The sequence below is a fragment of the Morganella sp. Je.2.23 genome (genome assembly GCF_051129855.1).
Lineage (GTDB): Bacteria > Pseudomonadota > Gammaproteobacteria > Enterobacterales > Enterobacteriaceae > Morganella > Morganella sibonii.
On sequence record NZ_JBCPSQ010000012.1, the window covers coordinates 1 to 23,273 of the forward strand.

A 23,273-nucleotide genomic window follows, 5' to 3' on the forward strand; every position below is an offset into this window, starting at 1 on the left:
TTTGCCTGGCGGCCGTAGCGCGGTGGTCCCACCTGACCCCATGCCGAACTCAGAAGTGAAACGCCGTAGCGCCGATGGTAGTGTGGGGTCTCCCCATGTGAGAGTAGGGAACCGCCAGGTTATTATTTAAAGTCTGTGCAAAAGCGCAGATTTTTGCTGATATGGCTCAGTTGGTAGAGCACACCCTTGGTAAGGGTGAGGTCCCCAGTTCGAATCTGGGTATCAGCACCATTAATTTAGTTCGGCAGAAAGAAAACGAATTTGCCTGGCGGCCGTAGCGCGGTGGTCCCACCTGACCCCATGCCGAACTCAGAAGTGAAACGCCGTAGCGCCGATGGTAGTGTGGGGTCTCCCCATGTGAGAGTAGGGAACCGCCAGGTTTTATATTTAAAGAAAGCCACTCATCTGAGTGGCTTTTTTGCATTTCTCTCCGTCAAAAATACAAATTCCCGCAATGCTGGGATCCGCGTCTGCGGACTGATAAACTAGCTGCCATATTTGTCAGATGAGTTTTTCATTATGTCCCTCAAACCTGCTGATTCACTCCGTCAGTTACATACATTTGGTATGGAAGCCAACGCCCGTCATATTGACATCGCGGAGACCGTTTCTGATCTCTGCCGGTTATGGCAGGCTGCACAAACAGCAAAATCGCCTTTTCTGTTATTAGGTGGCGGCAGCAACGTACTGTTTACTGCTGATTTTAATGGCTCTGTCGTCGTTAACCGGATTCCGGGCAGGACTGTCCGGGAAACGCCTGATGCCTGGCTTATCGAAGCAGGTGCCGGTGAAAACTGGCATGAATTGATCCGCTGGATGCTGGCGAACGGTATTTACGGGATGGAGAATCTGGCATTGATCCCGGGATGTGCCGGTACGGCACCGATTCAGAATATCGGGGCATACGGAACCGAATTTAAAGATGTATGTGACTATGTGGATATTACGTCTCTGTCAGATGGTAAGACAAAGCGCCTGGCTGCAGCGGAGTGTCGTTTTGGTTATCGTGACAGTATTTTCAAACATGATTATCAGCAGGGATATGCCATCACTGCGGTTGGTCTGAAATTAGCGAAGACGTGGAAACCAAATCTGAGCTACGGTGATTTGAAATCACTTGATCCCGCCACAGCCACGCCTCAGCAGGTATTTGATATGGTCTGCCGGATGCGGATGAGCAAACTGCCGGATCCGGCTGTAACCGGCAACGCCGGCAGTTTTTTCAAGAATCCGGTAGTCACCGCTGAATGTGCACAGAAAATTAAAGCACAATATCCGGACTGCCCGCAATATGTGGCGGATAACGGAATTAAACTCGCTGCCGGCTGGCTTATCGACCAGTGCCGTCTGAAAGGCCATCAGGAAGGTGGTGCGGCAGTTCATATGAATCAGGCGCTGGTATTAATCAATCGCGATAATGCCACAGGGGATGATGTTATCCGTCTCGCACGTTATGTCCGTCAGCAGGTTGCTGCCCGTTTTGGTGTTCAGCTGGAACCGGAGGTCCGTTTTATCGGTGCTGACGGTGAAATCAGTGCCACAGAGGCTATTGCATGAAAGATTACACTGTACCGCTGACGCTGATCGGCATTTTATCGGACGGAGAATTCCATTCCGGAGAACAGCTTGGTGAGCAGCTGGGAATGACGCGTGCGGCAGTTAATAAACATATCCGTACATTACGCGAAATGGGTATAGAAATGGAAACGGTCACCGGCAGGGGCTACCGCCTTTTTGCACCGATGAACCTGTTACAGCCGGAAGTGATCCGAACGCTCCTGCCCGGGCGGAATGTGGAAGTACTGCCGGTTATTGGTTCCACCAACCAGCATATGATGGACAAAGTCGGGGAACTGACGTCCGGGGATGCCTGTGTGGCTGAATATCAGTATGCCGGACGCGGCCGCCGTGGCCGGCAGTGGATCTCTCCGTTTGGCCGTAATCTGTACCTCTCTCTGTACTGGCGGCTGGAGCAGGGACCCGCAGCAGCTATCGGGCTGAGCCTGGTAGTGGGCATAGTCCTTGCGGAAACGCTGCATGAGCTGGGCGCGTCCGGTGTAAAAGTAAAATGGCCGAATGACTTATATCTGAATGATAAGAAACTGGCCGGTATCCTCGTTGAACTTCAGGGAAAAACCGGAGATGCTGCCCATGTGGTTATCGGAATCGGCATTAACCTGACGATGGAAAGCAATGGCACAGATCAGATTGGCCAGCAGTGGATCAATCTTCAGCAGTCCGGCATTCAGATTGATCGTAATGTATTATCTTCGGAGTTTATTAAACATCTCACCGACGCATTACATCTGTTTGAAAAAAGCGGGCTGACGCCGTTTATTGAACGCTGGTATGCTTTTGATAACTATCTCAATCGTGAAGTAAAACTAATTATTGGCGAGCGTGAAGTCGTTGGTGTTTCCAGAGGGATAAACGGACAGGGTGCTTTATTATTAGATCAGTTCGGTGAAATTACTCCCTACATCGGCGGAGAAATATCACTCCGTGGCGTAGATTCAAAAAATAAACCGGCCTGAGCCGGTTTATTTTTAACAGAAAAACTGATTATTTTCTCAGTTTAACATTTGTCACCATGTGATTGGTGCCTTTGGTCATCACCAGGCTGGCCCGCTCTCTGGTCGGCAGAATATTTTCATGCAGGTTAAGGCCGTTGATCTCATCCCAGATAGTTGATGCGATACTGACGGCCTCACTTTCTTCAAGCTGTGCATAGTGATGGAAATAGGAGTTCGGGTCACTGAATGCGCCCTGACGGAATTTCAGGAACCGCCCGATATACCAACTCTTCAGCAAGTCTTCCGGTGCATCCACATAGATAGAAAAATCCACAAAATCGGATACAAAGACATGATGCATCGCTTCCGGATAGTCCATTCCGCTCTGCAGCACATTCAGACCTTCCAGAATCACGATATCCGGCTGCTCAACCACTAACTGTTTATCCGGTATAATGTCATAAGTAAGGTGCGAATACACCGGCGCCAGAACCCGCGGAGTCCCGGATTTCACTTCAGAAACGAAACGTACCAGGTTATGCATATCATAGGATTCAGGAAATCCTTTCTTCTTCATGATACCGCGTTCATTCAGTACAGAATTGGGATGAAGAAAACCATCGGTGGTAATCAAATCCACTTTGCGATGTTCCGGCCAGCGGCTCAGAAGCGCCTGCAATAACCGGGCTGTGGTACTTTTTCCGACAGAGACACTGCCGGCAATACCAATCACATAAGGGACTTTGGCTTCATTTCTGCCGAGAAACTGCTCCAGCACGGCCTGGCGCCGCAGATTTGAGCTGATATAAAAGTTCAGCAGCCGGGACAGCGGCAGATAAATCGCGATCACTTCATCAATCGAGATTTCATCGTGGATACCGCGCAGATCGTCGATTTCCTGCTCAGATAACGTCATCGGAACGGAGTTACGCAGGGTAGCCCACTGACTGCGGCTGAAATGGAGATAAGGAGAGAGCGATTTTTCTTTATACATAAACCAACTGCTGCCTTTATTACGCAGGTTGGACAGGTCATTAATACCCGTACCGGCGGAAAATAATTCGCATCATAGCGAGAGATAGGAGTCAGGCGTAGCAATTTTTTTGAAAAAATGCATTTTTTTTGATGCCGGAGGCATAAATCGCATTGCACATGACATAACCAGGTGGTTAAAAATAAGCGAATTATTTACTTTTGCGGTAGTTCATCAGTGTGATTGCTGAGAGTGTGAGTGATAAGTATCGCTGCTAATTTGTACATTACCTATTGAAAAAAACAGCAAAATACGGAAGAATGTCCACTTTGTGAGCAAAAGAACAATTTCAGCGATTTTTTTGTTGCATCCTGCGCAAAGTCTCCATAGAATGCGCAGCACTTGATGCCGGCATAGCTCAGTTGGTAGAGCAACTGACTTGTAATCAGTAGGTCCCGAGTTCGACTCTTGGTGCCGGCACCATTTAACAATTTGGAAAGGTGGGATACCCAAGCGGCCAAAGGGAGCAGACTGTAAATCTGCCGTCACAGACTTCGAAGGTTCGAATCCTTCTCCCACCACCATCCAATGTGAATTATTATCCTTGGTGTTTTACTCAACACTCCTTCGATGTAAAATACCCGGGATTCAGTTACAGCAGATTAAAGTCAGGTAGCCGAGTTCACGCGGGCATCGTATAATGGCTATTACCTCAGCCTTCCAAGCTGATGATGCGGGTTCGATTCCCGCTGCCCGCTCCAAGATGTGCTGATATAGCTCAGTTGGTAGAGCGCACCCTTGGTAAGGGTGAGGTCGGCAGTTCGAATCTGCCTATCAGCACCACTTCCGTTGTTCTCCCTTCCTTGATTTTTTTCCCTGTAAATATCCAGACAAGCAACACTGCTTGGTTGATGTGGTGAAACCACCGATTCCGTGTCTTAGAGGGACAACTAATGTCTAAAGAAAAGTTTGAACGTACGAAACCGCACGTTAACGTTGGTACTATCGGCCACGTTGACCACGGTAAAACTACCCTGACTGCTGCAATCACTACCGTTCTGGCAAAAACCTACGGTGGCAGCGCACGTGCATTCGATCAGATCGATAACGCACCAGAAGAAAAAGCGCGTGGTATCACCATCTCTACTTCTCACGTAGAGTACGATACTCCAAGCCGCCACTATGCGCACGTTGACTGCCCGGGGCACGCCGACTACGTTAAAAACATGATCACCGGTGCTGCTCAGATGGACGGCGCAATCCTGGTTGTTGCTGCAACTGATGGCCCTATGCCACAGACCCGTGAGCACATCCTGTTAGGTCGTCAGGTTGGCGTTCCTTACATCATCGTATTCCTGAACAAATGTGACATGGTTGATGATGAAGAGCTGCTGGAACTGGTTGAAATGGAAGTTCGTGAACTTCTGTCTCAGTACGATTTCCCGGGCGACGATACCCCAATCGTTCGCGGTTCAGCGCTGAAAGCACTGGAAGGCGAAGCAGAGTGGGAAGCGAAAATCGTTGAACTGGCTGGTTTCCTGGATTCTTACATCCCTGAGCCAGAGCGTGCAATTGACAAGCCGTTCCTGCTGCCAATCGAAGACGTATTCTCAATCTCCGGCCGTGGTACAGTTGTTACCGGTCGTGTTGAGCGCGGTATCGTTAAAGTGGGCGAAGAAGTTGAAATCGTGGGTATCAAAGACACGATCAAAACTACCTGTACCGGTGTTGAAATGTTCCGCAAACTGCTGGACGAAGGCCGTGCGGGTGAGAACGTAGGTGTTCTGCTGCGTGGTACTAAGCGTGAAGAAATCGAACGTGGTCAGGTACTGGCTAAACCAGGTTCAATCAAACCACACACCAAATTTGAATCAGAAGTTTATATTCTGAGCAAAGATGAAGGTGGTCGTCATACTCCGTTCTTCAAAGGCTACCGTCCTCAGTTCTACTTCCGTACAACTGACGTAACTGGTGCAATTGAACTGCCGGAAGGCGTGGAAATGGTTATGCCTGGTGATAACATCCAGATGCACGTAACCCTGATCCACCCAATCGCAATGGACGAAGGTCTGCGTTTCGCAATCCGTGAAGGCGGCCGTACCGTTGGCGCGGGTGTTGTAGCGAAAGTTCTGGGTTAATTCCCTGCTGATTATGAAAAAGAGAGCTTCGGCTCTCTTTTTTTATGTCTGCTTTCCGGTGACATCTGACAAAATTTACACAATCGCAATTGTAATAATATTGATTATCATTTACTCTTTAGCGCAGTCAGGAGGAATGATATGTATGTATGCTTGTGTAATGCCATCAGTGATAAAGCTATCCGGAATGCGGTGCGTCAGCATCAGGTTCATTCTATTGGTGAACTGCGCAAAATTATTCCTGTCGGTACTGAATGCGGTAAATGTATCCGCCACGCCAAAGCCGTTATGGCAGAAGAGCATATGGCAGTCCCGGTTGACTGCGTCGCCTGAGTTTTTCCCTGAGTAACTCGTCTGAATTTTGAACTGTATCGCTATTTTGTCACTGTAATCACTCCGTGATTTATTTCCTGTGTCTATACTAAACAGACTGGAAACAAAGGAGGGTACATGAAAGGCGATAAAAAAATGATCTCTCATCTGAACAAATTGCTGGGAAATGAACTGGTTGCGATTAACCAGTATTTCCTGCATGCGCGTATGTTCAAAAACTGGGGTCTGATTAAACTCAATAATAAGGAATATGAAGAATCCATTGATGAGATGAAACACGCCGATGAATACATTGAGCGTATCTTATTTCTGGAAGGGCTCCCGAACCTTCAGGATCTCGGCAAACTTCATATCGGTGAGGATGTCGAAGAAATGCTGAAGTCTGACCTTCAGCTGGAACTGGACGGTGCCAAAGATTTACGTGAGGCAATTGCTTACGCCGATTCCAAACATGATTACGTCAGCCGTGATTTAATGATAAAAATTCTGGCAGAAGAAGAGTCCCACATTGACTGGCTGGAAACCCAGCTGGATCTTATCGCCCGTGTGGGTCTGCAAAATTATCAGCAGGCACAGATGGCGGATGCGGACAGCGAATAAAGCAGGTAAATAATCACTGAAGTAAGCAATGTGCATAACCGCCGGCAGGGAAACCCGCGGCGGTTTTTTCTTTTCTGATGTTTTGCGGCGGTGCCGGAGATAATTTGCACAAATCCCGGTTTGCATCTTGCTTTCAGGGCTCATTCACGTATAATGCGCGGGCTTGCCAATTGTGCAAGTCTGGTTGATACCAGCATTGGACAGCATGCTTTTCGCTGTTTATGAAAATATCCCCGATATGGGGATTACATCGAGAACGATTACACTCCCCCGTCAATCGAAATGGGTGCGAGGAGTAATTTTTTACGTTTATAAAATAGTTGGAGCTCTGGTCTCATGCAGAACCAAAGAATCCGTATCCGCCTTAAAGCTTTTGATCATCGTCTGATCGATCAATCAACTGCGGAAATCGTAGAGACTGCCAAGCGCACTGGTGCGCAAGTTCGTGGTCCTATCCCGCTGCCGACCCGTAAAGAGCGTTTTACCGTTCTGATCTCTCCGCACGTCAACAAAGATGCGCGCGATCAGTACGAAATCCGCACTCACAAACGTCTGGTTGACATCGTTGAGCCAACTGAAAAAACCGTTGATGCTCTGATGCGTCTGGATCTGGCTGCCGGCGTTGACGTGCAGATCAGCCTGGGTTAATCAGGTATCAATTGATTGAGAGGTTGAAACAATGATTGGTTTAGTCGGTAAAAAAGTGGGTATGACCCGCATCTTCACTGAAGAAGGTGTGTCAATCCCTGTTACTGTTATCGAAATCGAAAATAACCGCGTTACTCAGGTTAAATCTGATGAAACCGACGGTTATCGTGCTATTCAGGTTACCACCGGCAGCAAAAAAGCTAACCGCGTGAACAAACCTGAAGCAGGACATTTCGCAAAAGCTGGTGTTGAAGCTGGTCGCCTGTTACGTGAATTCCGCCTGTCAGAAGGTGAAGAGTTTACTGTTGGCCAGAACATCAGCGTTGAAATTTTCGCTGACGTTAAGAAAGTTGACGTTACTGGTACATCTAAAGGTAAGGGCTTCGCCGGTACTGTTAAGCGCTGGAACTTCCGTACTCAGGATGCTACTCATGGTAACTCCTTGTCTCACCGTGTTCCGGGTTCTATCGGTCAGAACCAGACTCCGGGTAAGGTATTTAAAGGCAAGAAAATGGCAGGTCAGCTGGGTAACGAACGTGTAACCGTTCAGAGCCTGGATGTCGTTCGCGTTGACGCTGAACGTAACCTGCTGCTGGTAAAAGGTGCTGTCCCGGGTGCAACCGGTAGCAACCTGATTGTTAAACCAGCTGTCAAGGCTTAACGTCGAGGAGATAGGAATGGAATTGGTAATGAAAGACGCGCAAAGCGCGCTGACTGTTTCCGAAACTACCTTCGGGCGTGATTTCAATGAAGCGCTTGTCCATCAAGTAGTTGTTGCGTATGCAGCTGGTGCTCGTCAAGGTACACGTGCTCAGAAAACTCGTGCTGAAGTTACTGGGTCAGGTAAAAAACCATGGCGTCAAAAAGGCACTGGTCGTGCCCGCTCTGGTTCAGTTAAGAGCCCAATCTGGCGCTCTGGTGGTATCACTTTCGCAGCGAAACCACAGGACCACAGTCAAAAAGTTAACAAAAAGATGTACCGCGGCGCGCTGAAAAGCATTCTGTCCGAACTGGTACGTCAGGATCGTCTGATCATTGTCGAAAAATTTGCTGTAGAAGCACCTAAAACTAAGCTGCTTGTTCAGAAATTGAAAGATATGGCTCTGGAAGACGTGATGATTATCACCCACGAAGTTGATGAGAACCTGTTCTTAGCAGCTCGCAACCTGTACAAGGTTGACGTGCGTGATGTCACTGCAATCGATCCGGTCAGTCTGATCGCGTTCGGTAAAGTAGTGATGACTGCTGAAGCAGTTAAGCAAGTTGAGGAGATGCTGGCATGATCCGTGAAGAACGTCTGCTGAAAGTACTGCGCGCGCCGCACGTATCTGAAAAAGCGTCTACCGCGATGGAAAAAACAAATACCATCGTACTCAAAGTTGCTAAAGACGCGACTAAAGCTGAAATCAAAGCTGCAGTTGAAAAACTGTTCGAAGTCAAAGTTGAAGGTGTTAACACTCTGCTGGTTAAAGGCAAAGTGAAGCGCCACGGTCAGCGTTTCGGTCGTCGTAGCGACTGGAAAAAAGCTTACGTCACCCTGCAGGAAGGCCAGAATCTGGACTTCGTCGGCGGCGCTGAATAAGTCGGAGGAGTAAAGAACAATGGCAATTGTTAAATGTAAACCTACGTCTCCGGGCCGTCGCCACGTCGTTAAAGTGGTCAACCCTGAGCTGCACAAGGGCAAACCTTACGCACCACTGCTTGAGAAAAACAACAAGTCTGGTGGTCGTAACAACAATGGCCGTATCACTACCCGTCATATTGGTGGTGGTCACAAGCAAAATTACCGTATTGTTGACTTTAAACGTAACAAAGACGGTATCCCGGCTGTTGTAGAACGTCTGGAATATGATCCAAACCGTTCAGCAAATATTGCTCTGGTATTATACAAAGACGGTGAACGCCGTTACATCCTGGCTCCTAAAGGCCTGAAAGCTGGTGATCAAATCCAGTCTGGTGTTGATGCTGCAATCAAAGCGGGTAACGCTTTGCCAATGCGCAACATCCCGGTTGGTTCTACTGTTCATAACGTAGAAATGAAACCAGGTAAAGGCGGCCAGCTGGCACGTTCTGCCGGTACTTACGTTCAAATCGTTGCGCGCGATGGTGCTTATGTCACTATTCGTCTGCGTTCCGGTGAAATGCGTAAAGTTCCTTCAGACTGCCGCGCGACTTTAGGTGAAGTGGGTAACGCTGAACACATGCTGCGCGTTCTGGGTAAAGCCGGTGCTAGCCGCTGGCGTGGTATTCGTCCTACCGTTCGCGGTACTGCGATGAACCCGGTAGATCACCCACACGGTGGTGGTGAAGGTCGTAACTTTGGTAAACACCCTGTAACACCATGGGGCGTTCAGACCAAAGGTAAGAAGACTCGTAAAAACAAACGCACTGAACACTTCATCGTTCATCGTCGTACTAAGAAATAATTAGAGGATAAGCCATGCCACGTTCTCTCAAGAAAGGTCCTTTTATTGACCTGCACTTGCTGAAGAAGGTAGAGAAAGCGGTGGAAAGCGGTGACAAAAAGCCTGTTAAGACTTGGTCCCGTCGTTCAACGATCTTTCCTAACATGATCGGTTTGACCATCGCTGTCCATAATGGTCGTCAGCATGTTCCGGTTTACGTTACCGACGAAATGGTTGGTCATAAACTGGGTGAATTCGCGCCGACCCGTACTTATCGCGGCCATGCGGCTGATAAAAAAGCCAAAAAGAAATAAGGTAGGAGGAAGAGATGGAAACTATTGCTATGCATCGCCACGCTCGTTCTTCTGCTCAGAAGGTTCGCCTGGTGGCTGACCTGATCCGCGGTAAGAAAGTGTCGCAAGCTCTGGAAATTTTAACCTTTACCAACAAGAAAGCTGCTGGTTTAGTGAAGAAAGTCCTGGAGTCTGCTATTGCTAACGCAGAACACAACGATGGCGCTGACATCGATGATCTGAAAGTAGCGAAAATTTTCGTTGACGACGGCCCAACCATGAAGCGTATCATGCCTCGTGCTAAAGGTCGTGCAGATCGTATTCTTAAGCGCACCAGCCACATCACTGTGGTTGTGTCCGATCGCTGATACCTGGAGACTAGCAATGGGTCAGAAAGTAAATCCAAATGGTATTCGCCTGGGTATTGTTAAACCTTGGAACTCTACCTGGTTTGCGAACACCAAAGAATTCGCTGACAACCTGGACAGCGACTTTAAAGTACGTAAGTACTTAACTAAAGAACTAGAAAAAGCGTCAGTATCCCGCATCGTTATCGAGCGTCCTGCTAAGAGCATCCGTGTGACTATTCACACTGCACGCCCTGGCATCGTTATCGGTAAGAAAGGCGAAGACGTTGAAAAACTGCGCAAAAGCGTTTCAGAAATCGCTGGCGTTCCTGCGCAAATCAATATTGCCGAAGTACGTAAACCTGAACTGGACGCAAAATTAGTTGCTGACAGCATCACTTCACAGCTGGAACGTCGTGTTATGTTCCGTCGTGCTATGAAGCGTGCGGTACAGAATGCTATGCGTTTAGGCGCTAAAGGTATCAAAGTCGAAGTAAGCGGCCGTTTAGGCGGTGCTGAAATCGCACGTACTGAGTGGTATCGCGAAGGCCGTGTGCCTCTGCATACTCTGCGTGCAGACATCGATTATAACACCTCTGAAGCTCAGACTACTTATGGTGTGATCGGCGTTAAAGTGTGGATCTTCAAAGGTGAGATCCTAGGTGGCATGGCTGCAGTTGAACAGGCGGAAAAACCGGCTGCTCAACCTAAAAAACAGCAGCGTAAAGGCCGTAAGTAAAGGAGAGTCGCTGAATGTTACAACCAAAGCGTACAAAATTCCGTAAAGTGCACAAAGGCCGTAACCGCGGTCTGGCAGCAGGCGCGGATGTGAGCTTCGGCACTTATGGTCTGAAAGCTGTTGGCCGTGGTCGTCTGACTGCACGTCAGATCGAAGCAGCACGTCGTGCTATGACCCGTGCAGTTAAGCGTCAGGGTAAAATCTGGATCCGTGTGTTCCCGGACAAACCTATCACTGAAAAGCCTCTTGAAGTGCGTATGGGTAAAGGTAAAGGTAACGTGGAGTATTGGGTTGCCTTAATCCAGCCGGGTAAAGTCCTGTATGAAATGGACGGCGTACCAGAAGAGCTTGCTCGTGAAGCATTCAAGCTGGCAGCAGCTAAACTGCCTATCAAAACCACCTTTGTAACTAAGACGGTGATGTAATGAAAGCGAAAGAGCTGCGCGAAAAAAGCGTTGAAGAGCTGAACACTGAGCTGCTGAACCTGCTGCGCGAACAATTTAACCTGCGTATGCAAGCGGCAAGCGGCCAGTTACAACAGTCTCATCTGTTAAAACAAGTGCGTCGTAATATCGCACGTGTTAAGACTTTATTGACTGAGAAGGCGGGTGCGTAATGACCGATAAAATCCGTACTCTGCAAGGTCGTGTTGTTAGTGACAAAATGGAAAAATCCATTGTTGTGACTATCGAGCGTATGGTGAAACACCCTCTGTATGGTAAGTTCATCCGTCGTACGACTAAACTGCACGTACATGACGAGAACAATGAATGTGGTATCGGTGACGTGGTAGAAATCCGCGAAACCCGTCCACTGTCTAAGACTAAGTCCTGGACCCTGGTTCGCGTCGTAGAGAAAGCTGTACTGTAATTGTACTGCTTTCTGATGTAGAATAAACGGCTCGGCTTTAGAGCCGTTTATTTTTTTCTATCCATAACGAAGATGTGGTGTTATAATGCCGCGCCCTCGTAATATGGGTATTTGGACGGCCTCTCTTTTTAGTAAGAGTGGCTCAGTAGTAGTTGACATTTAGCGGAGCACTAAAATGATCCAAGAACAGACTATGCTGAACGTGGCCGATAACTCCGGTGCACGTCGCGTAATGTGTATCAAGGTTCTAGGTGGCTCGCACCGTCGCTACGCAGCTGTAGGCGACATTATCAAAATTACCATCAAGGAAGCAATTCCGCGCGGTAAAGTAAAAAAAGGTGATGTTCTGAAGGCAGTAGTGGTGCGCACCAAGAAGGGTGTACGTCGCCCTGACGGTTCTGTCATTCGCTTCGATAGCAACGCTTGTGTATTGTTAAACAATAACAGCGAGCAAGTTATCGGTACGCGTATTTTTGGGCCGGTAACTCGTGAACTTCGTAACGAGAAGTTTATGAAAATTATCTCACTGGCACCTGAAGTACTCTAAGGAGCGGAACTATGGCAGCGAAAATCCGTCGTGATGACGAAATTATCGTGCTGACCGGCAAAGATAAAGGTAAGCGCGGTAAAGTAAAACAGGTTCTTTCTTCTGGTAAAGTTATCGTTGAAGGTATCAATCTGGTTAAGAAACATCAGAAGCCGGTTCCGGCCCTGAATCAACCAGGTGGCATCGTTGAAAAAGAAGCTGCAATTCAGGTTTCTAACGTTGCAATCTTCAATGCGGCAACCGGCAAGGCTGACCGTGTAGGTTTTAGATTCGAAGACGGCAAAAAAGTCCGTTTCTTCAAATCTAACAGCGAAACTATCAAGTAATTTTTGGAGTATACGATGGCGAAACTGCATGATTACTACAAAGACGAAGTAGTTAAACAACTGATGACTCAGTTTAGCTACAATTCTGTCATGCAAGTCCCTCGGGTCGAGAAGATCACCCTGAACATGGGTGTTGGTGAAGCAATTGCTGATAAAAAACTGCTGGATAACGCAGCAGCTGACTTAGCAGCAATCTCTGGTCAGAAACCATTGATCACCAAAGCACGCAAATCTGTTGCAGGCTTCAAAATCCGCCAGGGCTATCCAATCGGCTGTAAAGTAACTCTGCGTGGCGAACGCATGTGGGAGTTTCTTGAGCGTCTGATTTCTATTGCTGTACCACGTATTCGTGACTTCCGTGGCTTGTCCGCTAAGTCATTCGATGGTCGCGGTAACTACAGCATGGGCGTACGTGAACAAATCATCTTCCCTGAAATCGATTACGATAAAGTGGATCGTGTTCGTGGTCTTGATATTACTATCACTACCACCGCGAAATCTGATGATGAAGGTCGCGCACTGTTATCAGCGTTTAACTTCCCGTTTCGCAAGTAAGGCAGGGTATTCATGGCTAAGAAATCTATGAAAGCGCGTGATGTAAAACGTGCAAAATTAGCTGAGAAATTCTTCGCAAAACGCGCAGAACTGAAAGCTACCATCTCCGATGTCAACGCATCAGATGACGATCGTTGGGATGCTGTTCTGAAGCTTCAATCTCTGCCACGTGATTCCAGTCCTTCCCGTCAGCGTAACCGTTGCCGCCAAACCGGGCGTCCACACGGTTTTCTGCGGAAGTTTGGCTTAAGCCGTATTAAAGTCCGTGAAGCCGCTATGCGCGGTGAAATCCCGGGCCTTAAGAAAGCTAGCTGGTAATTGTCACCATATTGAATCACGGGAGTAAAGACAGATGAGCATGCAAGATCCCATCGCGGATATGCTGACCCGTATCCGTAACGGTCAGGCCGCGAACAAAGTTGCGGTCACCATGCCTTCCTCCAAGCTGAAAGTGGCGATTGCCAACGTGCTGAAGGAAGAAGGTTATATTGAAGATTTTAAAATCGAAGGCGACATCAAGCCAGAACTGGAACTGACTCTTAAGTATTTCCAGGGTAAGGCTGTTGTAGAAAGTATCCAGCGCGTAAGCCGCCCAAGTCTGCGTATTTATAAGCGCAAAGATGAACTGCCACAAGTTATGGCAGGTCTGGGTATCGCAGTTGTTTCTACATCTAAAGGTGTAATGACTGATCGTGCAGCTCGCCAGGCTGGTCTTGGTGGCGAGATTCTCTGCTACGTAGCATAATTCGGGAGGAAAGAATGTCTCGTGTGGCAAAAGCACCCGTCGTCATTCCTGCCGGCGTAGAGGTAAAACTCAACGGTCAGGTTATTTCGATTAAGGGTAAAAACGGCGAGCTGAGCCGTAATATCCACAACGCTGTAGAAGTTAATCATGCAGACAACCAGTTAACCTTTGGTCCACGTGACGGTTATACCGACGCATGGGCACAGGCTGGTACAACTCGTGCACTGGTTAACGCTATGGTTGTTGGTGTTACCGAAGGCTTCTCTAAGAAGCTGCAACTGGTAGGTGTTGGTTATCGTGCAGCCGTTAAAGGTGATGTAGTAAACCTGTCTGTAGGTTTCTCTCACCCGGTAGAGCACAAACTGCCGGCTGGCGTTACTGCTGAATGTCCGACCCAAACTGAAATCGTACTGAAAGGTGCTGATAAGCAGGTTATTGGTCAGATCGCAGCAGACTTACGCGCCTATCGTCGCCCTGAGCCTTACAAAGGTAAAGGTATTCGCTACGCCGACGAAGTCGTGCGTATTAAAGAGGCTAAGAAGAAGTAAGGTAACACTATGGATAAGAAAGCAGCTCGTATCCGTCGTGCGACCCGCGCACGCCGCAAGCTTATGGAACTGGGTGCAACCCGCCTGGTGGTACATCGTACCCCTCGCCATATCTATGCGCAGGTTATTGCACCAAACGGTTCTGAAACGTTGGTGGCCGCTTCTACTGTTGAAAAAGCTATCAGCGAACAAGTTAAATGCACCGGAAACAAAGATGCCGCAGCTGCAGTAGGTAAAGCTATTGCTGAGCGCGCACTGGAAAAAGGAATCAAAGCAGTATCCTTTGACCGTTCTGGTTTCCAATATCATGGTCGAGTCCAGGCACTGGCAGATGCTGCCCGTGAAGCTGGCCTACAGTTCTAAGGTAGAGGTGTAAGATGGCACACATCGAAAAACAAGCTGGCGAACTGCAGGAAAAGCTGATCGCGGTAAACCGCGTATCTAAAACCGTTAAAGGTGGTCGTATCTTTAGCTTCACCGCACTGACTGTAGTGGGTGATGGCAACGGCCGCGTTGGTTTTGGTTACGGCAAAGCACGCGAAGTTCCGGCAGCAATCCAGAAAGCGATGGAGAAAGCCCGTCGCAACATGAAAACCGTTGCACTTAACAACGGCACATTATTCCACCCAGTGAAAGGCACACACACCGGTTCCCGCGTGTTTATGCAGCCTGCTCACGAAGGTACCGGTATTATTGCCGGTGGTGCAATGCGTGCTGTTCTTGAAGTTGCCGGTGTTCGTAACGTCCTGGCTAAAACTTATGGTTCCACGAACCCAATTAACGTTGTTCGTGCAACACTGGATGCTTTAGACAGCATGAAGTCTCCAGAAATGGTTGCAGCTAAGCGTGGTAAATCCGTCGAAGAAATTCTGGGGTAATGGACCATGGCTAAGACTATTAAAATTACACAAACCCGCAGCTCAATCGGCCGTCTGCCAAAACACAAGGCAACTCTGGTCGGTTTAGGTCTGCGTCATATTGGTCACACTGTAGAACGCGAAGATACACCAGCGGTTCGTGGTATGGTCAATCGTATTTCCTATATGGTTAAGGTTGAGGAGTAACAGATGCAATTAAATACTCTGTCTCCGGCAGCAGGTGCTAAACACGCACCAAAACGTGTAGGTCGTGGTATTGGTTCCGGTCTCGGTAAAACCGCAGGTCGTGGTCACAAAGGTCAGAGCTCTCGTTCTGGCGGTGGCGTACGTCGTGGGTTTGAAGGTGGCCAGATGCCTTTATATCGTCGTCTGCCAAAATTCGGCTTTACTTCCCGTAAAGCGATGGTCACTGCTGAGATCCGTTTATCTGATCTTCAGCTGATCGAAGGCGATGTTATCGATCTTAATGTATTGAAAGCCGCAAACGTTATTGGTCCACAGATTGAGTACGCGAAAGTGTTCCTGTCTGGTGAACTGACTCGTGCAGTTACTGTACGCGGCCTGCGTGTTACTAAAGGCGCTCGTGCTGTTATCGAAGCTGCTGGCGGTAAAATCGAGGAATAAGTAACAGATGGCAAAGCAACCAGGTACAGATTTCCAAAGTGCTAAAGGCGGAATAGGTGAGTTAAAGCGTCGTTTACTGTTTGTGCTCGGCGCACTGATTGTTTTCCGTATTGGCTCTTTCATTCCTATCCCTGGTATTGATGCCACTGTTCTTGCGAAATTGCTCGAGCAACAACAAGGCACCATCATTGAGATGTTTAACATGTTCTCTGGTGGTGCGTTGAGTCGTGCTTCAATCTTTGCGCTGGGTATCATGCCGTACATTTCGGCATCGATTATTATCCAGCTGCTGAGCGTGGTGAACCCGCGTCTGGCGGAGATTAAGAAAGAAGGGGAAGCTGGTCGTCGTAAGATTAGCCAGTACACCCGGTATAGTACGTTAGTCCTTGCGGTGTTCCAATCTGTTGGTATCGCGATGGGCTTACCGAATATGCCTGGTATGCAGGGTCTGGTTATTAACCCGGGCTTTGCATTCTACTTCACGGCTGTTGTGAGTTTGGTGACAGGGACTATGTTCCTGATGTGGCTGGGTGAGCAGATTACTGAACGTGGTATCGGTAACGGTATTTCGATCATTATCTTCGCCGGTATTGTCGCGGGTCTTCCGTCGGCGATTGGCCATACCATCGAGCAAGCTCGTCAAGGCGAACTGCACTTCCTCCTGTTGCTATTGGTTGCAGTCTTGGTATTTGCGGTTACTTGCTTTGTTGTCTTTATGGAGCGTGGTCAGCGTCGTATCGTCGTTAACTATGCCAAACGTCAGCAAGGCCGCCGTGTTTACGCGGCACAAAGTACACACTTACCGTTGAAAGTGAATATGGCGGGTGTAATTCCTGCGATTTTCGCTTCCAGTATTATCCTGTTCCCTGGTACAATTGCATCTTGGTTCGGTGATGGTACTGGCTGGGATTGGCTGACGACAATTTCTATGTATCTGCAGCCAGGCCAGCCGCTCTATGTGTTACTTTATGCCTCTGCAATCATATTCTTCTGTTTCTTCTATACCGCACTGGTATTTAATCCAAGAGAAACAGCAGATAACCTGAAGAAGTCCGGTGCATTTGTACCAGGAATTCGTCCGGGAGAGCAAACGGCCAAGTACATCGATAAAGTAATGACTCGTTTAACTTTAGTTGGCGCGTTATATATTACCTTTATCTGCCTAATCCCGGAGTTCATGCGTGACGCAATGAAAGTACCTTTCTACTTTGGTGGTACTTCCCTCTTAATCGTGGTTGTGGTCATCATGGACTTTATGGCTCAAGTGCAAACTCTGATGATGTCAAGTCAGTACGAGTCTGCATTGAAAAAAGCAAACCTCAAAGGTTATAACCGTTAATTCGGTTTGCTTTAGAAGTTACGGAGAGTAAAAATGAAAGTTCGTGCTTCCGTCAAGAAATTATGCCGTAACTGCAAAATCGTTAAGCGTCACGGTGTCGTGCGCGTGATTTGCAGTGCTGAGCCTAAGCATAAACAGCGCCAAGGCTAATAAAAAGCATATTTTTCTTGCAAAGTTGGATTGAGCTGGCTAAATTAGCCAGCCAATCTTTTTATAAACGTGGTTCTACTGTTTGAGTATCCTGAAAACGGGCTTTTCAGATCAGTATTACCCCAAAATTTTTAGGAGTGCATAGTGGCCCGTATAGCAGGCATTAACATTCCTGATCATAAACATGCTGTTATTGCATTAACTGCAATTTTCGGCATCGGCTTAACCCGTTCACAGGCTATCTGTAAAGCAACGGGTATTGCTGAAGATGTTAAGATCAGTGAGCTGTCTGAAGAGCAAATCGACCAACTGCGTGACGAAGTTGCTAAATACGTTGTAGAAGGTGACCTGCGCCGTGAAGTGACCCTCAGCATCAAACGTCTTATGGACATTGGTTGCTATCGTGGTTTACGCCATCGTCGTGGTCTTCCGGTACGCGGTCAGCGTACGAAGACTAACGCACGTACCCGTAAGGGTCCGCGTAAGCCGATCAAGAAATAATCGGGGAATCTTATAATGGCAAAAGCACCTGTTCGTGCACGTAAGCGTGTAAGAAAACAAGTCTCTGACGGTGTGGCTCATATCCATGCTTCTTTCAACAACACAATCGTTACCATTACTGACCGTCAGGGTAACGCATTAGGTTGGGCAACTGCCGGTGGTTCCGGTTTCCGTGGTTCTCGTAAATCAACTCCATTCGCAGCACAGGTTGCAGCAGAACGTTGCGCAGAGGCTGTGAAAGAGTACGGTATTAAGAATCTGGAAGTTATGGTTAAAGGACCTGGTCCTGGCCGTGAGTCAACCGTTCGCGCATTAAACGCGGCTGGTTTCCGCATCACTAACATTACTGATGTGACTCCGATCCCTCATAACGGTTGTCGTCCTCCGAAAAAACGTCGCGTTTAATCGCCCTCACGTTTTTTAGGATAGTTGGAGAAAGAAAATGGCTAGATATTTGGGTCCGAAGCTCAAGCTGAGCCGTCGCGAAGGAACAGACCTCTTCCTGAAGTCTGGTGTTCGCGCGATTGACACCAAGTGTAAATTAGATCAAGCACCAGGCCAGCACGGCGCCCGTAAACCGCGTCTGTCTGATTATGGTGTTCAGTTACGTGAAAAACAAAAAGTTCGTCGTATGTACGGCGTGCTGGAACGTCAGTTCCGTAACTACTATAAAGAAGCAACCCGCCTGAAAGGCAACACAGGTGAAAACCTGCTGTCCCTGCTGGAAGGTCGTTTAGACAACGTTATTTATCGTATGGGCTTTGGCGCTACCCGCGCAGAAGCACGTCAGATCGTCAGCCATAAAGCTGTCATGGTAAATGGCCGTGTTGTAAACATTGCTTCTTATCAGGTTTCCCCTAACGACGTAATCAGCATTCGTGAAAAAGCGAAAAAACAGTCTCGTATTAAGGCTGCTTTAGAGCTGGCTGAGCAGCGTGAAAAACCAACTTGGTTGGAAGTTGATGCTGCGAAAATGGAAGGTGTGTTCAAACGTATTCCTGAGCGTACTGACCTTTCTGCTGATATTAACGAGCACCTGATCGTCGAGCTTTACTCTAAGTAAGGCTTAGCACCAAAGAGAGGACACAATGCAGGGTTCTGTGACAGAGTTTCTTAAACCGCGCCTGGTTGATATCGAGCAAATCAGTTCGACGCACGCCAAGGTGACCCTTGAACCATTAGAGCGTGGCTTTGGCCATACTCTGGGTAACGCACTGCGCCGTATTCTGCTTTCGTCTATGCCGGGTTGTGCGGTAACTGAGGTTGAGATTGATGGTGTACTCCATGAGTACAGCACTAAAGAAGGTGTACAGGAAGATATCCTGGAAATTCTGCTCAACCTGAAAGGGCTGGCGGTAAAACTTCAGGGAAAAGATGAAGTCATCTTAACTCTGAATAAATCTGGCATTGGCCCTGTGACTGCAGCCGACATCATCCATGACGGTGATGTTGAAATCGTCAAGCCGGAACATGTAATTTGCCATCTCACTGACGAAGGCGCATCTATTAATATGCGCATCAAAGTTCAGCGCGGTCGTGGTTATGTTCCTGCTTCTGCCCGAATTCATTCGGAAGAAGATGAGCGCCCAATCGGTCGTTTGTTAGTAGACGCGTGCTACAGCCCAGTTGAGCGTATTGCTTACAATGTTGAAGCAGCACGTGTTGAGCAGCGTACCGATTTGGATAAATTGGTTATCGAAATGGAAACCAACGGCACGATTGATCCAGAAGAATCAATTCGTCGTGCGGCAACCATTCTGGCCGAACAACTGGAAGCTTTCGTTGACTTACGTGATGTTCGTCAGCCGGAAGTGAAAGAAGAAAAACCAGAATTCGATCCGATTTTACTGCGCCCAGTAGACGATCTCGAATTGACTGTCCGCTCTGCTAACTGTCTCAAGGCAGAAGCAATCCACTACATCGGTGATCTGGTACAGCGTACAGAAGTTGAGTTGCTCAAAACGCCTAACCTTGGTAAGAAATCTCTTACTGAAATTAAGGACGTTCTGGCATCTCGTGGCTTATCTCTGGGCATGCGTCTGGAAAATTGGCCGCCGGCAAGTATTGCTGACGAATAAGATCACAGGTTAAGGTTTTACTGAGAAGGATAAGGTCATGCGCCATCGTATGAGTGGTCGTCAATTGAACCGCAACAGCAGCCATCGCCAAGCTATGTTTCGTAACATGGCCGGTTCTTTAGTTCGTCACGAAATTATCAAGACGACTTTGCCTAAGGCAAAAGAACTGCGTCGCGTTGTTGAGCCGTTGATTACCCTGGCTAAAACGGATAGCGTTGCTAACCGTCGTTTAGCATTCGCCCGTACTCGTGATAACGAAATCGTGGCAAAACTGTTCAACGAGCTGGGACCACGTTTCGCTCAGCGTGCAGGTGGTTACACCCGCATTCTGAAATGTGGTTTCCGTGCTGGTGACAATGCTCCAATGGCTTACATTGAGCTTGTTGACCGCGCTGAGTCCCAGACTGAAGCAGCAGCAGAGTAATCTGTTACTGCGTAAAAAAACCGGGTTTTTAACCCGGTTTTTTTATTTCCGCTAATCCTGCCCTTGAAGTTATACCCCCCATCCCCATATTCCAGTCAATGACATACAACATTTTACTATTCTGATATGATGGCTTCAGGCCAGATGATGTCAGGAGGTTGCCGATGTACCGAATTGGTCAGTTAGCAAAACTTGCAGAAGTGACACCGGACACGATCCGCTTTTATGAAAAACAGGGCATGATGGATCATCAGTCCCGGACGGATGGCGGCTATCGTTTGTATACCGAACAGGATCTGCATCGTCTGCGTTTTATCCGTTATGCAAAACAATTGGGCTTTACTCTGGAAGCGATCACTGAATTGTTATCGATCAGGGTTGATCCTGAACACCATACCTGCCGTGAATCAAAGCAAATTGTTGATGATCGGCTGAAAGATGTGGAAATAAAGTTAGTTGAAATGCAGCGAATGCGCGATTCCCTGAAGATGCTGAGTGATGCCTGTTGCGGAACGGCACATGTCAGTTCACAATGCACCATTCTGGAAATCCTTGAGCAGGGAGCGACAGAGCCCTGTGGCTGTTCAAAAAAAGAGAGTAAACATAATCAATGAGGTTACTATGACGAAATATGCTCATAAGCGCGGCGTGATACAAGATAACGCCCTCGAAGCACTATTATCAGATCCGCTTTTCCGGCAGAGAGTAGAGAAAAATAAGAAAGGTAAAGGGAGTTATAACCGGAAAGAAAAACACAATAAGGCAGGTTACCGGGAGGCCAGTAGTAAGCGATTAGATAATCTTTTACTACTGGCCTTTTAGTTTATTATTTCTTTTGATCTTTTAATAAATCACGGATTTCAGTCAGTAATGTTTCTTCTGCTGATGGAGCCGGCGGCTCAGCAGGTGCTTCTGCCTGCTCACGGCGTAATTTATTCAGCATTTTGATGGCAATGAAGATAGCAAATGCGACGATGACGAAGTCAAAGACGGTTTGCAGGAATACACCATAGTTCAGTACAACAGCAGGCACATCTCCGCTGGCTTCCCGCAGCACAACGGCAAATTGCTTGAAGTCGATCCCGCCGATAAGTAAGCCGAGTGGTGGCATGATGACATCAGCAACTAATGAGGACACAATTTTGCCGAACGCCGCACCGATAATGATACCGACAGCCATATCAACGACATTACCGCGCATCGCAAATTCACGAAACTCTTTTATGAAGCTCATACCTTTTTCCTTACCCAAAATGTTAACAAGTTGTCATTCTCAAGTATAAATCAATAGCATTTACTATCAAAATATTAAGTACTTATTTATAAGAAGAACGGACTTGGCTGGAAGAGCTTCTCCACCTCGGGTACGTGGCGTTTGTCAGTAATGAACAGCACAACATGGTCTCCCTGCTCAATACTGTGCTCGGCATTCGCAATAATCACCTGCTCATCTCTGACAATCGCACCAATAATAGTGCCCGGTGGCAGCTTAATATCGGCAATTTTGCGCCCGACGACTTTTGAGGTGTTTTCATCACCATGTGCAATAGCTTCAATAGCCTCAGCGACACCGCGGCGCAATGAAGATACACTGACGATATCCGCTTTGCGTACATGTCCCAGTAATGCAGAAATAGTGGCCTGTTGCGGGGAGATCGCAATATCGATCACGCCGCCCTGTACCAGGTCCACATATGCGCTGCGCTGGATTAGCACCATTGCTTTTTTGGCGCCCATGCGTTTGGCGAGCATCGCAGACATAATATTTGCTTCGTCATCGTTGGTCAGGGCAATAAAGACATCAACCTGCTCAATATGCTCTTCTGCTAATAATTCCTGGTCTGATGCATCCCCGTAGAAAACAATAGTGTCATGCAGCAACTCGGCAAGATCCGTTGCCCGGTTAGCGTTGTGCTCGATCAGTTTGACGTTATAGTCTTTCTCGATACGCAGGGCCAGACCGGCTCCGACGTTCCCGCCGCCGACAATCATGATCCGCTTATACGGTTTTTCCAGCCGCTGTAATTCACTCATTACCGCGCGGATATGTTCGGATGCAGCGACAAAAAATACTTCATCACCGGCTTCAATGATGGTTGAACCCTGCGGACGAATCGGTCTGTCCTGGCGGAAGATAGCCACAACCCGTGTTTCAATGTGCGGCATATGTTCGCGCAGACTGGAAAGAGCGTTCCCGACCAGTGAACCACCGTAATAGGCTTTTACGGCAACAATACTGACGCGTCCTTCGGCAAAATTCACAACCTGAAGGGCTCCGGGATACTGGATCAGCTTATAGATGCTGTCGATAACCAGCTGTTCAGGGGCGATCAGATGATCTATCGGGATCGCTTCCGGTAAAAATAATTTATCGGCCTCGCGGACATATTCGGAAGATCGGATTCGGGCGATCTTGTTTGGTGTATTGAACAACGTGTAGGCGACCTGGCAGGCGATCATATTCGTTTCATCGGAGTTGGTCACGGCAACGAGCATATCCGCATCTTCTGCCCCGGCTTCACGCAGCACCCGGGGGTGAGAGCCCGCACCGTTTATCACCCGGAGATCGAATTTATCCTGCAACTGACGTAACCGGTCCGGGTTGGTATCCACAACAGTAATATCGTTGTTTTCATCAACTAAGTTTTCTGCCAGTGTGCCGCCGACTTGTCCGGCACCAAGAATAATAATTTTCATAT

At 47.9% G+C, this 23,273-nt stretch carries 38 protein-coding genes, 5 tRNA genes and 2 rRNA genes; 42 read left to right on the top strand and 3 right to left on the bottom strand.

Translation table 11 applies throughout. The features are described 5' to 3' along the window. Window positions 1-4: 4 nt before the first annotated feature. The 5 genes from rrf (AAZR23_RS20230) (at window position 5) to birA (ending at window position 2,534) form a co-directional block, all read left to right on the top strand. Window positions 5-120, top strand: a 5S ribosomal RNA gene (rrf, locus tag AAZR23_RS20230). A 35-nt stretch (window positions 121-155) separates the two neighbouring features. After that, a tRNA-Thr gene (locus AAZR23_RS20235) sits at window positions 156-231 on the top strand. A gap of 33 nt (window positions 232-264) precedes the next feature. Further along, window positions 265-380: ribosomal RNA gene (rrf, locus tag AAZR23_RS20240) — 5S ribosomal RNA — on the top strand. A 139-nt stretch (window positions 381-519) separates the two neighbouring features. Then, on the top strand, window positions 520-1,557 hold the full coding sequence (gene murB, locus AAZR23_RS20245) for a UDP-N-acetylmuramate dehydrogenase (RefSeq protein WP_434694482.1): 1,038 nt from the start codon (window positions 520-522) through the stop codon (window positions 1,555-1,557). Further along, on the top strand, window positions 1,554-2,534 hold the full coding sequence (birA, locus tag AAZR23_RS20250) for a bifunctional biotin--[acetyl-CoA-carboxylase] ligase/biotin operon repressor BirA (protein ID WP_166708820.1): 981 nt from the start codon (window positions 1,554-1,556) through the stop codon (window positions 2,532-2,534). The genes murB and birA overlap by 4 nt, the downstream gene beginning before the upstream one ends. Before the next feature lie 28 nt (window positions 2,535-2,562). Here birA and coaA read toward each other — a convergent pair whose 3' ends face one another. Further along, the gene (gene coaA / locus AAZR23_RS20255; protein ID WP_166708819.1) at window positions 2,563-3,507 is read right to left on the bottom strand and encodes a type I pantothenate kinase; all 945 of its coding nucleotides are present in this window, start codon (window positions 3,505-3,507) and stop codon (window positions 2,563-2,565) included. Between the two features lie 386 nt (window positions 3,508-3,893). Here coaA and AAZR23_RS20260 point away from each other — a divergent pair. From AAZR23_RS20260 to AAZR23_RS20440, 37 genes are all read left to right on the top strand, one after another. Then, a tRNA-Thr gene (locus AAZR23_RS20260) sits at window positions 3,894-3,969 on the top strand. A gap of 16 nt (window positions 3,970-3,985) precedes the next feature. Continuing rightward, window positions 3,986-4,070: transfer RNA gene (locus AAZR23_RS20265), tRNA-Tyr, on the top strand. Window positions 4,071-4,172: 102 nt separating this feature from the next. After that, window positions 4,173-4,247 (top strand) — tRNA-Gly (locus AAZR23_RS20270). Window positions 4,248-4,253: 6 nt separating this feature from the next. Continuing rightward, window positions 4,254-4,329: transfer RNA gene (locus AAZR23_RS20275), tRNA-Thr, on the top strand. A 110-nt stretch (window positions 4,330-4,439) separates the two neighbouring features. Further along, window positions 4,440-5,624: an elongation factor Tu gene (gene tuf, locus AAZR23_RS20280; protein WP_166706867.1), complete on the top strand. Its 1,185-nt coding sequence runs from the start codon at window positions 4,440-4,442 to the stop codon at window positions 5,622-5,624. Window positions 5,625-5,765: 141 nt separating this feature from the next. Further along, window positions 5,766-5,957 carry a bacterioferritin-associated ferredoxin gene (gene bfd, locus AAZR23_RS20285; protein WP_046895375.1) on the top strand — a complete coding sequence of 64 codons (192 nt, stop codon included), beginning with the start codon at window positions 5,766-5,768 and terminating at the stop codon, window positions 5,955-5,957. A gap of 117 nt (window positions 5,958-6,074) precedes the next feature. Next, window positions 6,075-6,557, top strand: coding sequence for a bacterioferritin (gene bfr / locus AAZR23_RS20290; protein ID WP_046895374.1), 483 nt, complete (start codon window positions 6,075-6,077; stop codon window positions 6,555-6,557). Between the two features lie 336 nt (window positions 6,558-6,893). Beyond that, window positions 6,894-7,205 (top strand): 30S ribosomal protein S10, encoded by a 312-nt coding sequence (rpsJ, locus tag AAZR23_RS20295; protein WP_001181005.1) that lies wholly within the window; start codon window positions 6,894-6,896, stop codon window positions 7,203-7,205. A gap of 31 nt (window positions 7,206-7,236) precedes the next feature. Continuing rightward, window positions 7,237-7,866: a 50S ribosomal protein L3 gene (gene rplC / locus AAZR23_RS20300; RefSeq protein ID WP_004238634.1), complete on the top strand. Its 630-nt coding sequence runs from the start codon at window positions 7,237-7,239 to the stop codon at window positions 7,864-7,866. A gap of 16 nt (window positions 7,867-7,882) precedes the next feature. Then, window positions 7,883-8,488 (top strand): 50S ribosomal protein L4, encoded by a 606-nt coding sequence (rplD, locus tag AAZR23_RS20305; RefSeq protein WP_046895372.1) that lies wholly within the window; start codon window positions 7,883-7,885, stop codon window positions 8,486-8,488. Further along, window positions 8,485-8,787, top strand: a complete 303-nt coding sequence (gene rplW / locus AAZR23_RS20310; protein ID WP_004238631.1) for a 50S ribosomal protein L23 — start codon at window positions 8,485-8,487, stop codon at window positions 8,785-8,787. Before rplD ends, rplW begins: the two co-directional genes overlap by 4 nt. Window positions 8,788-8,806: 19 nt before the next feature. Then, window positions 8,807-9,631 carry a 50S ribosomal protein L2 gene (rplB, locus tag AAZR23_RS20315; RefSeq protein ID WP_004238630.1) on the top strand — a complete coding sequence of 275 codons (825 nt, stop codon included), beginning with the start codon at window positions 8,807-8,809 and terminating at the stop codon, window positions 9,629-9,631. Between the two features lie 14 nt (window positions 9,632-9,645). Continuing rightward, complete coding sequence (rpsS, locus tag AAZR23_RS20320) at window positions 9,646-9,924, top strand: 30S ribosomal protein S19 (RefSeq protein ID WP_015422335.1); 279 nt, start codon at window positions 9,646-9,648, stop codon at window positions 9,922-9,924. 14 nt (window positions 9,925-9,938) lie between these two features. Beyond that, window positions 9,939-10,271, top strand: coding sequence for a 50S ribosomal protein L22 (rplV, locus tag AAZR23_RS20325; RefSeq protein ID WP_004238627.1), 333 nt, complete (start codon window positions 9,939-9,941; stop codon window positions 10,269-10,271). A gap of 16 nt (window positions 10,272-10,287) precedes the next feature. Then, window positions 10,288-10,989: a 30S ribosomal protein S3 gene (rpsC, locus tag AAZR23_RS20330; RefSeq protein WP_107680714.1), complete on the top strand. Its 702-nt coding sequence runs from the start codon at window positions 10,288-10,290 to the stop codon at window positions 10,987-10,989. A gap of 14 nt (window positions 10,990-11,003) precedes the next feature. Further along, entirely contained in the window at window positions 11,004-11,414 is a 411-nt protein-coding gene (gene rplP, locus AAZR23_RS20335) for a 50S ribosomal protein L16 (RefSeq protein ID WP_006535500.1), read from the top strand. After that, on the top strand, window positions 11,414-11,605 hold the full coding sequence (gene rpmC, locus AAZR23_RS20340; protein WP_004238624.1) for a 50S ribosomal protein L29: 192 nt from the start codon (window positions 11,414-11,416) through the stop codon (window positions 11,603-11,605). Before rplP ends, rpmC begins: the two co-directional genes overlap by 1 nt. Then, window positions 11,605-11,859: a 30S ribosomal protein S17 gene (rpsQ, locus tag AAZR23_RS20345; RefSeq protein ID WP_015422334.1), complete on the top strand. Its 255-nt coding sequence runs from the start codon at window positions 11,605-11,607 to the stop codon at window positions 11,857-11,859. The genes rpmC and rpsQ overlap by 1 nt, the downstream gene beginning before the upstream one ends. Window positions 11,860-12,034: 175 nt before the next feature. Next, window positions 12,035-12,406 carry a 50S ribosomal protein L14 gene (gene rplN, locus AAZR23_RS20350; RefSeq protein ID WP_015422333.1) on the top strand — a complete coding sequence of 124 codons (372 nt, stop codon included), beginning with the start codon at window positions 12,035-12,037 and terminating at the stop codon, window positions 12,404-12,406. Window positions 12,407-12,417: 11 nt separating this feature from the next. After that, window positions 12,418-12,732 (top strand): 50S ribosomal protein L24, encoded by a 315-nt coding sequence (gene rplX / locus AAZR23_RS20355; RefSeq protein ID WP_004238623.1) that lies wholly within the window; start codon window positions 12,418-12,420, stop codon window positions 12,730-12,732. Between the two features lie 15 nt (window positions 12,733-12,747). After that, entirely contained in the window at window positions 12,748-13,287 is a 540-nt protein-coding gene (rplE, locus tag AAZR23_RS20360) for a 50S ribosomal protein L5 (RefSeq protein WP_046895371.1), read from the top strand. A gap of 12 nt (window positions 13,288-13,299) precedes the next feature. Further along, complete coding sequence (gene rpsN, locus AAZR23_RS20365) at window positions 13,300-13,605, top strand: 30S ribosomal protein S14 (RefSeq protein ID WP_004238619.1); 306 nt, start codon at window positions 13,300-13,302, stop codon at window positions 13,603-13,605. A gap of 34 nt (window positions 13,606-13,639) precedes the next feature. Then, the gene (gene rpsH, locus AAZR23_RS20370) at window positions 13,640-14,032 is read left to right on the top strand and encodes a 30S ribosomal protein S8 (protein WP_004242248.1); all 393 of its coding nucleotides are present in this window, start codon (window positions 13,640-13,642) and stop codon (window positions 14,030-14,032) included. A 14-nt stretch (window positions 14,033-14,046) separates the two neighbouring features. Next, window positions 14,047-14,580, top strand: coding sequence for a 50S ribosomal protein L6 (rplF, locus tag AAZR23_RS20375; RefSeq protein WP_046895370.1), 534 nt, complete (start codon window positions 14,047-14,049; stop codon window positions 14,578-14,580). 9 nt (window positions 14,581-14,589) lie between these two features. After that, entirely contained in the window at window positions 14,590-14,943 is a 354-nt protein-coding gene (gene rplR / locus AAZR23_RS20380; RefSeq protein ID WP_046895369.1) for a 50S ribosomal protein L18, read from the top strand. Window positions 14,944-14,957: 14 nt separating this feature from the next. Continuing rightward, a complete protein-coding gene (gene rpsE, locus AAZR23_RS20385; protein ID WP_004238615.1) occupies window positions 14,958-15,458 on the top strand; it encodes a 30S ribosomal protein S5 in 501 nt (166 codons plus the stop codon). A gap of 6 nt (window positions 15,459-15,464) precedes the next feature. After that, complete coding sequence (gene rpmD / locus AAZR23_RS20390; protein WP_004238614.1) at window positions 15,465-15,644, top strand: 50S ribosomal protein L30; 180 nt, start codon at window positions 15,465-15,467, stop codon at window positions 15,642-15,644. A 3-nt stretch (window positions 15,645-15,647) separates the two neighbouring features. Further along, on the top strand, window positions 15,648-16,082 hold the full coding sequence (rplO, locus tag AAZR23_RS20395; protein ID WP_004242249.1) for a 50S ribosomal protein L15: 435 nt from the start codon (window positions 15,648-15,650) through the stop codon (window positions 16,080-16,082). 7 nt (window positions 16,083-16,089) lie between these two features. Then, complete coding sequence (secY, locus tag AAZR23_RS20400; protein WP_004238612.1) at window positions 16,090-17,421, top strand: preprotein translocase subunit SecY; 1,332 nt, start codon at window positions 16,090-16,092, stop codon at window positions 17,419-17,421. A gap of 33 nt (window positions 17,422-17,454) precedes the next feature. Next, window positions 17,455-17,571, top strand: coding sequence for a 50S ribosomal protein L36 (rpmJ, locus tag AAZR23_RS20405; RefSeq protein WP_015422332.1), 117 nt, complete (start codon window positions 17,455-17,457; stop codon window positions 17,569-17,571). A gap of 144 nt (window positions 17,572-17,715) precedes the next feature. Next, window positions 17,716-18,072 (top strand): 30S ribosomal protein S13, encoded by a 357-nt coding sequence (gene rpsM, locus AAZR23_RS20410; protein WP_004242250.1) that lies wholly within the window; start codon window positions 17,716-17,718, stop codon window positions 18,070-18,072. 15 nt (window positions 18,073-18,087) lie between these two features. After that, window positions 18,088-18,477 (top strand): 30S ribosomal protein S11, encoded by a 390-nt coding sequence (rpsK, locus tag AAZR23_RS20415; RefSeq protein ID WP_003863312.1) that lies wholly within the window; start codon window positions 18,088-18,090, stop codon window positions 18,475-18,477. 37 nt (window positions 18,478-18,514) lie between these two features. Then, a complete protein-coding gene (gene rpsD / locus AAZR23_RS20420) occupies window positions 18,515-19,135 on the top strand; it encodes a 30S ribosomal protein S4 (RefSeq protein WP_015422331.1) in 621 nt (206 codons plus the stop codon). Between the two features lie 25 nt (window positions 19,136-19,160). Beyond that, on the top strand, window positions 19,161-20,150 hold the full coding sequence (locus AAZR23_RS20425) for a DNA-directed RNA polymerase subunit alpha (protein WP_004238609.1): 990 nt from the start codon (window positions 19,161-19,163) through the stop codon (window positions 20,148-20,150). A 37-nt stretch (window positions 20,151-20,187) separates the two neighbouring features. Further along, window positions 20,188-20,574 carry a 50S ribosomal protein L17 gene (gene rplQ, locus AAZR23_RS20430; RefSeq protein ID WP_015422330.1) on the top strand — a complete coding sequence of 129 codons (387 nt, stop codon included), beginning with the start codon at window positions 20,188-20,190 and terminating at the stop codon, window positions 20,572-20,574. A 164-nt stretch (window positions 20,575-20,738) separates the two neighbouring features. Continuing rightward, entirely contained in the window at window positions 20,739-21,188 is a 450-nt protein-coding gene (gene zntR, locus AAZR23_RS20435) for a Zn(2+)-responsive transcriptional regulator (RefSeq protein WP_046895368.1), read from the top strand. Window positions 21,189-21,195: 7 nt separating this feature from the next. Continuing rightward, a complete protein-coding gene (locus AAZR23_RS20440) occupies window positions 21,196-21,396 on the top strand; it encodes an alternative ribosome-rescue factor A (protein ID WP_025154662.1) in 201 nt (66 codons plus the stop codon). A 4-nt stretch (window positions 21,397-21,400) separates the two neighbouring features. Here the strand turns inward: AAZR23_RS20440 and mscL are convergent, their stop codons facing one another. Both mscL and trkA read right to left on the bottom strand, forming a co-directional pair. Next, window positions 21,401-21,808, bottom strand: a complete 408-nt coding sequence (gene mscL, locus AAZR23_RS20445) for a large-conductance mechanosensitive channel protein MscL (protein ID WP_046895367.1) — start codon at window positions 21,806-21,808, stop codon at window positions 21,401-21,403. Window positions 21,809-21,894: 86 nt separating this feature from the next. After that, window positions 21,895-23,271: a Trk system potassium transporter TrkA gene (trkA, locus tag AAZR23_RS20450; RefSeq protein WP_046895366.1), complete on the bottom strand. Its 1,377-nt coding sequence runs from the start codon at window positions 23,269-23,271 to the stop codon at window positions 21,895-21,897. Window positions 23,272-23,273 lie beyond the last annotated feature (2 nt).

Bases quoted from the DNA above. Each gene is read 5' to 3' on its own strand.
- murB (WP_434694482.1), top strand. From the start codon at position 520: ATGTCCCTCAAACCTGCTGATTCACTCCGTCAGTTACATACATTTGGT.
- birA (WP_166708820.1), top strand. From the start codon at position 1,554: ATGAAAGATTACACTGTACCGCTGACGCTGATCGGCATTTTATCGGAC.
- coaA (WP_166708819.1), bottom strand. From the start codon at position 3,507: ATGTATAAAGAAAAATCGCTCTCTCCTTATCTCCATTTCAGCCGCAGT.
- tuf (WP_166706867.1), top strand. From the start codon at position 4,440: ATGTCTAAAGAAAAGTTTGAACGTACGAAACCGCACGTTAACGTTGGT.
- bfd (WP_046895375.1), top strand. From the start codon at position 5,766: ATGTATGTATGCTTGTGTAATGCCATCAGTGATAAAGCTATCCGGAAT.
- bfr (WP_046895374.1), top strand. From the start codon at position 6,075: ATGAAAGGCGATAAAAAAATGATCTCTCATCTGAACAAATTGCTGGGA.
- rpsJ (WP_001181005.1), top strand. From the start codon at position 6,894: ATGCAGAACCAAAGAATCCGTATCCGCCTTAAAGCTTTTGATCATCGT.
- rplC (WP_004238634.1), top strand. From the start codon at position 7,237: ATGATTGGTTTAGTCGGTAAAAAAGTGGGTATGACCCGCATCTTCACT.
- rplD (WP_046895372.1), top strand. From the start codon at position 7,883: ATGGAATTGGTAATGAAAGACGCGCAAAGCGCGCTGACTGTTTCCGAA.
- rplW (WP_004238631.1), top strand. From the start codon at position 8,485: ATGATCCGTGAAGAACGTCTGCTGAAAGTACTGCGCGCGCCGCACGTA.
- rplB (WP_004238630.1), top strand. From the start codon at position 8,807: ATGGCAATTGTTAAATGTAAACCTACGTCTCCGGGCCGTCGCCACGTC.
- rpsS (WP_015422335.1), top strand. From the start codon at position 9,646: ATGCCACGTTCTCTCAAGAAAGGTCCTTTTATTGACCTGCACTTGCTG.
- rplV (WP_004238627.1), top strand. From the start codon at position 9,939: ATGGAAACTATTGCTATGCATCGCCACGCTCGTTCTTCTGCTCAGAAG.
- rpsC (WP_107680714.1), top strand. From the start codon at position 10,288: ATGGGTCAGAAAGTAAATCCAAATGGTATTCGCCTGGGTATTGTTAAA.
- rplP (WP_006535500.1), top strand. From the start codon at position 11,004: ATGTTACAACCAAAGCGTACAAAATTCCGTAAAGTGCACAAAGGCCGT.
- rpmC (WP_004238624.1), top strand. From the start codon at position 11,414: ATGAAAGCGAAAGAGCTGCGCGAAAAAAGCGTTGAAGAGCTGAACACT.
- rpsQ (WP_015422334.1), top strand. From the start codon at position 11,605: ATGACCGATAAAATCCGTACTCTGCAAGGTCGTGTTGTTAGTGACAAA.
- rplN (WP_015422333.1), top strand. From the start codon at position 12,035: ATGATCCAAGAACAGACTATGCTGAACGTGGCCGATAACTCCGGTGCA.
- rplX (WP_004238623.1), top strand. From the start codon at position 12,418: ATGGCAGCGAAAATCCGTCGTGATGACGAAATTATCGTGCTGACCGGC.
- rplE (WP_046895371.1), top strand. From the start codon at position 12,748: ATGGCGAAACTGCATGATTACTACAAAGACGAAGTAGTTAAACAACTG.
- rpsN (WP_004238619.1), top strand. From the start codon at position 13,300: ATGGCTAAGAAATCTATGAAAGCGCGTGATGTAAAACGTGCAAAATTA.
- rpsH (WP_004242248.1), top strand. From the start codon at position 13,640: ATGAGCATGCAAGATCCCATCGCGGATATGCTGACCCGTATCCGTAAC.
- rplF (WP_046895370.1), top strand. From the start codon at position 14,047: ATGTCTCGTGTGGCAAAAGCACCCGTCGTCATTCCTGCCGGCGTAGAG.
- rplR (WP_046895369.1), top strand. From the start codon at position 14,590: ATGGATAAGAAAGCAGCTCGTATCCGTCGTGCGACCCGCGCACGCCGC.
- rpsE (WP_004238615.1), top strand. From the start codon at position 14,958: ATGGCACACATCGAAAAACAAGCTGGCGAACTGCAGGAAAAGCTGATC.
- rpmD (WP_004238614.1), top strand. From the start codon at position 15,465: ATGGCTAAGACTATTAAAATTACACAAACCCGCAGCTCAATCGGCCGT.
- rplO (WP_004242249.1), top strand. From the start codon at position 15,648: ATGCAATTAAATACTCTGTCTCCGGCAGCAGGTGCTAAACACGCACCA.
- secY (WP_004238612.1), top strand. From the start codon at position 16,090: ATGGCAAAGCAACCAGGTACAGATTTCCAAAGTGCTAAAGGCGGAATA.
- rpmJ (WP_015422332.1), top strand. From the start codon at position 17,455: ATGAAAGTTCGTGCTTCCGTCAAGAAATTATGCCGTAACTGCAAAATC.
- rpsK (WP_003863312.1), top strand. From the start codon at position 18,088: ATGGCAAAAGCACCTGTTCGTGCACGTAAGCGTGTAAGAAAACAAGTC.
- rpsD (WP_015422331.1), top strand. From the start codon at position 18,515: ATGGCTAGATATTTGGGTCCGAAGCTCAAGCTGAGCCGTCGCGAAGGA.
- AAZR23_RS20425 (WP_004238609.1), top strand. From the start codon at position 19,161: ATGCAGGGTTCTGTGACAGAGTTTCTTAAACCGCGCCTGGTTGATATC.
- rplQ (WP_015422330.1), top strand. From the start codon at position 20,188: ATGCGCCATCGTATGAGTGGTCGTCAATTGAACCGCAACAGCAGCCAT.
- zntR (WP_046895368.1), top strand. From the start codon at position 20,739: ATGTACCGAATTGGTCAGTTAGCAAAACTTGCAGAAGTGACACCGGAC.
- AAZR23_RS20440 (WP_025154662.1), top strand. From the start codon at position 21,196: ATGACGAAATATGCTCATAAGCGCGGCGTGATACAAGATAACGCCCTC.
- mscL (WP_046895367.1), bottom strand. From the start codon at position 21,808: ATGAGCTTCATAAAAGAGTTTCGTGAATTTGCGATGCGCGGTAATGTC.
- trkA (WP_046895366.1), bottom strand. From the start codon at position 23,271: ATGAAAATTATTATTCTTGGTGCCGGACAAGTCGGCGGCACACTGGCA.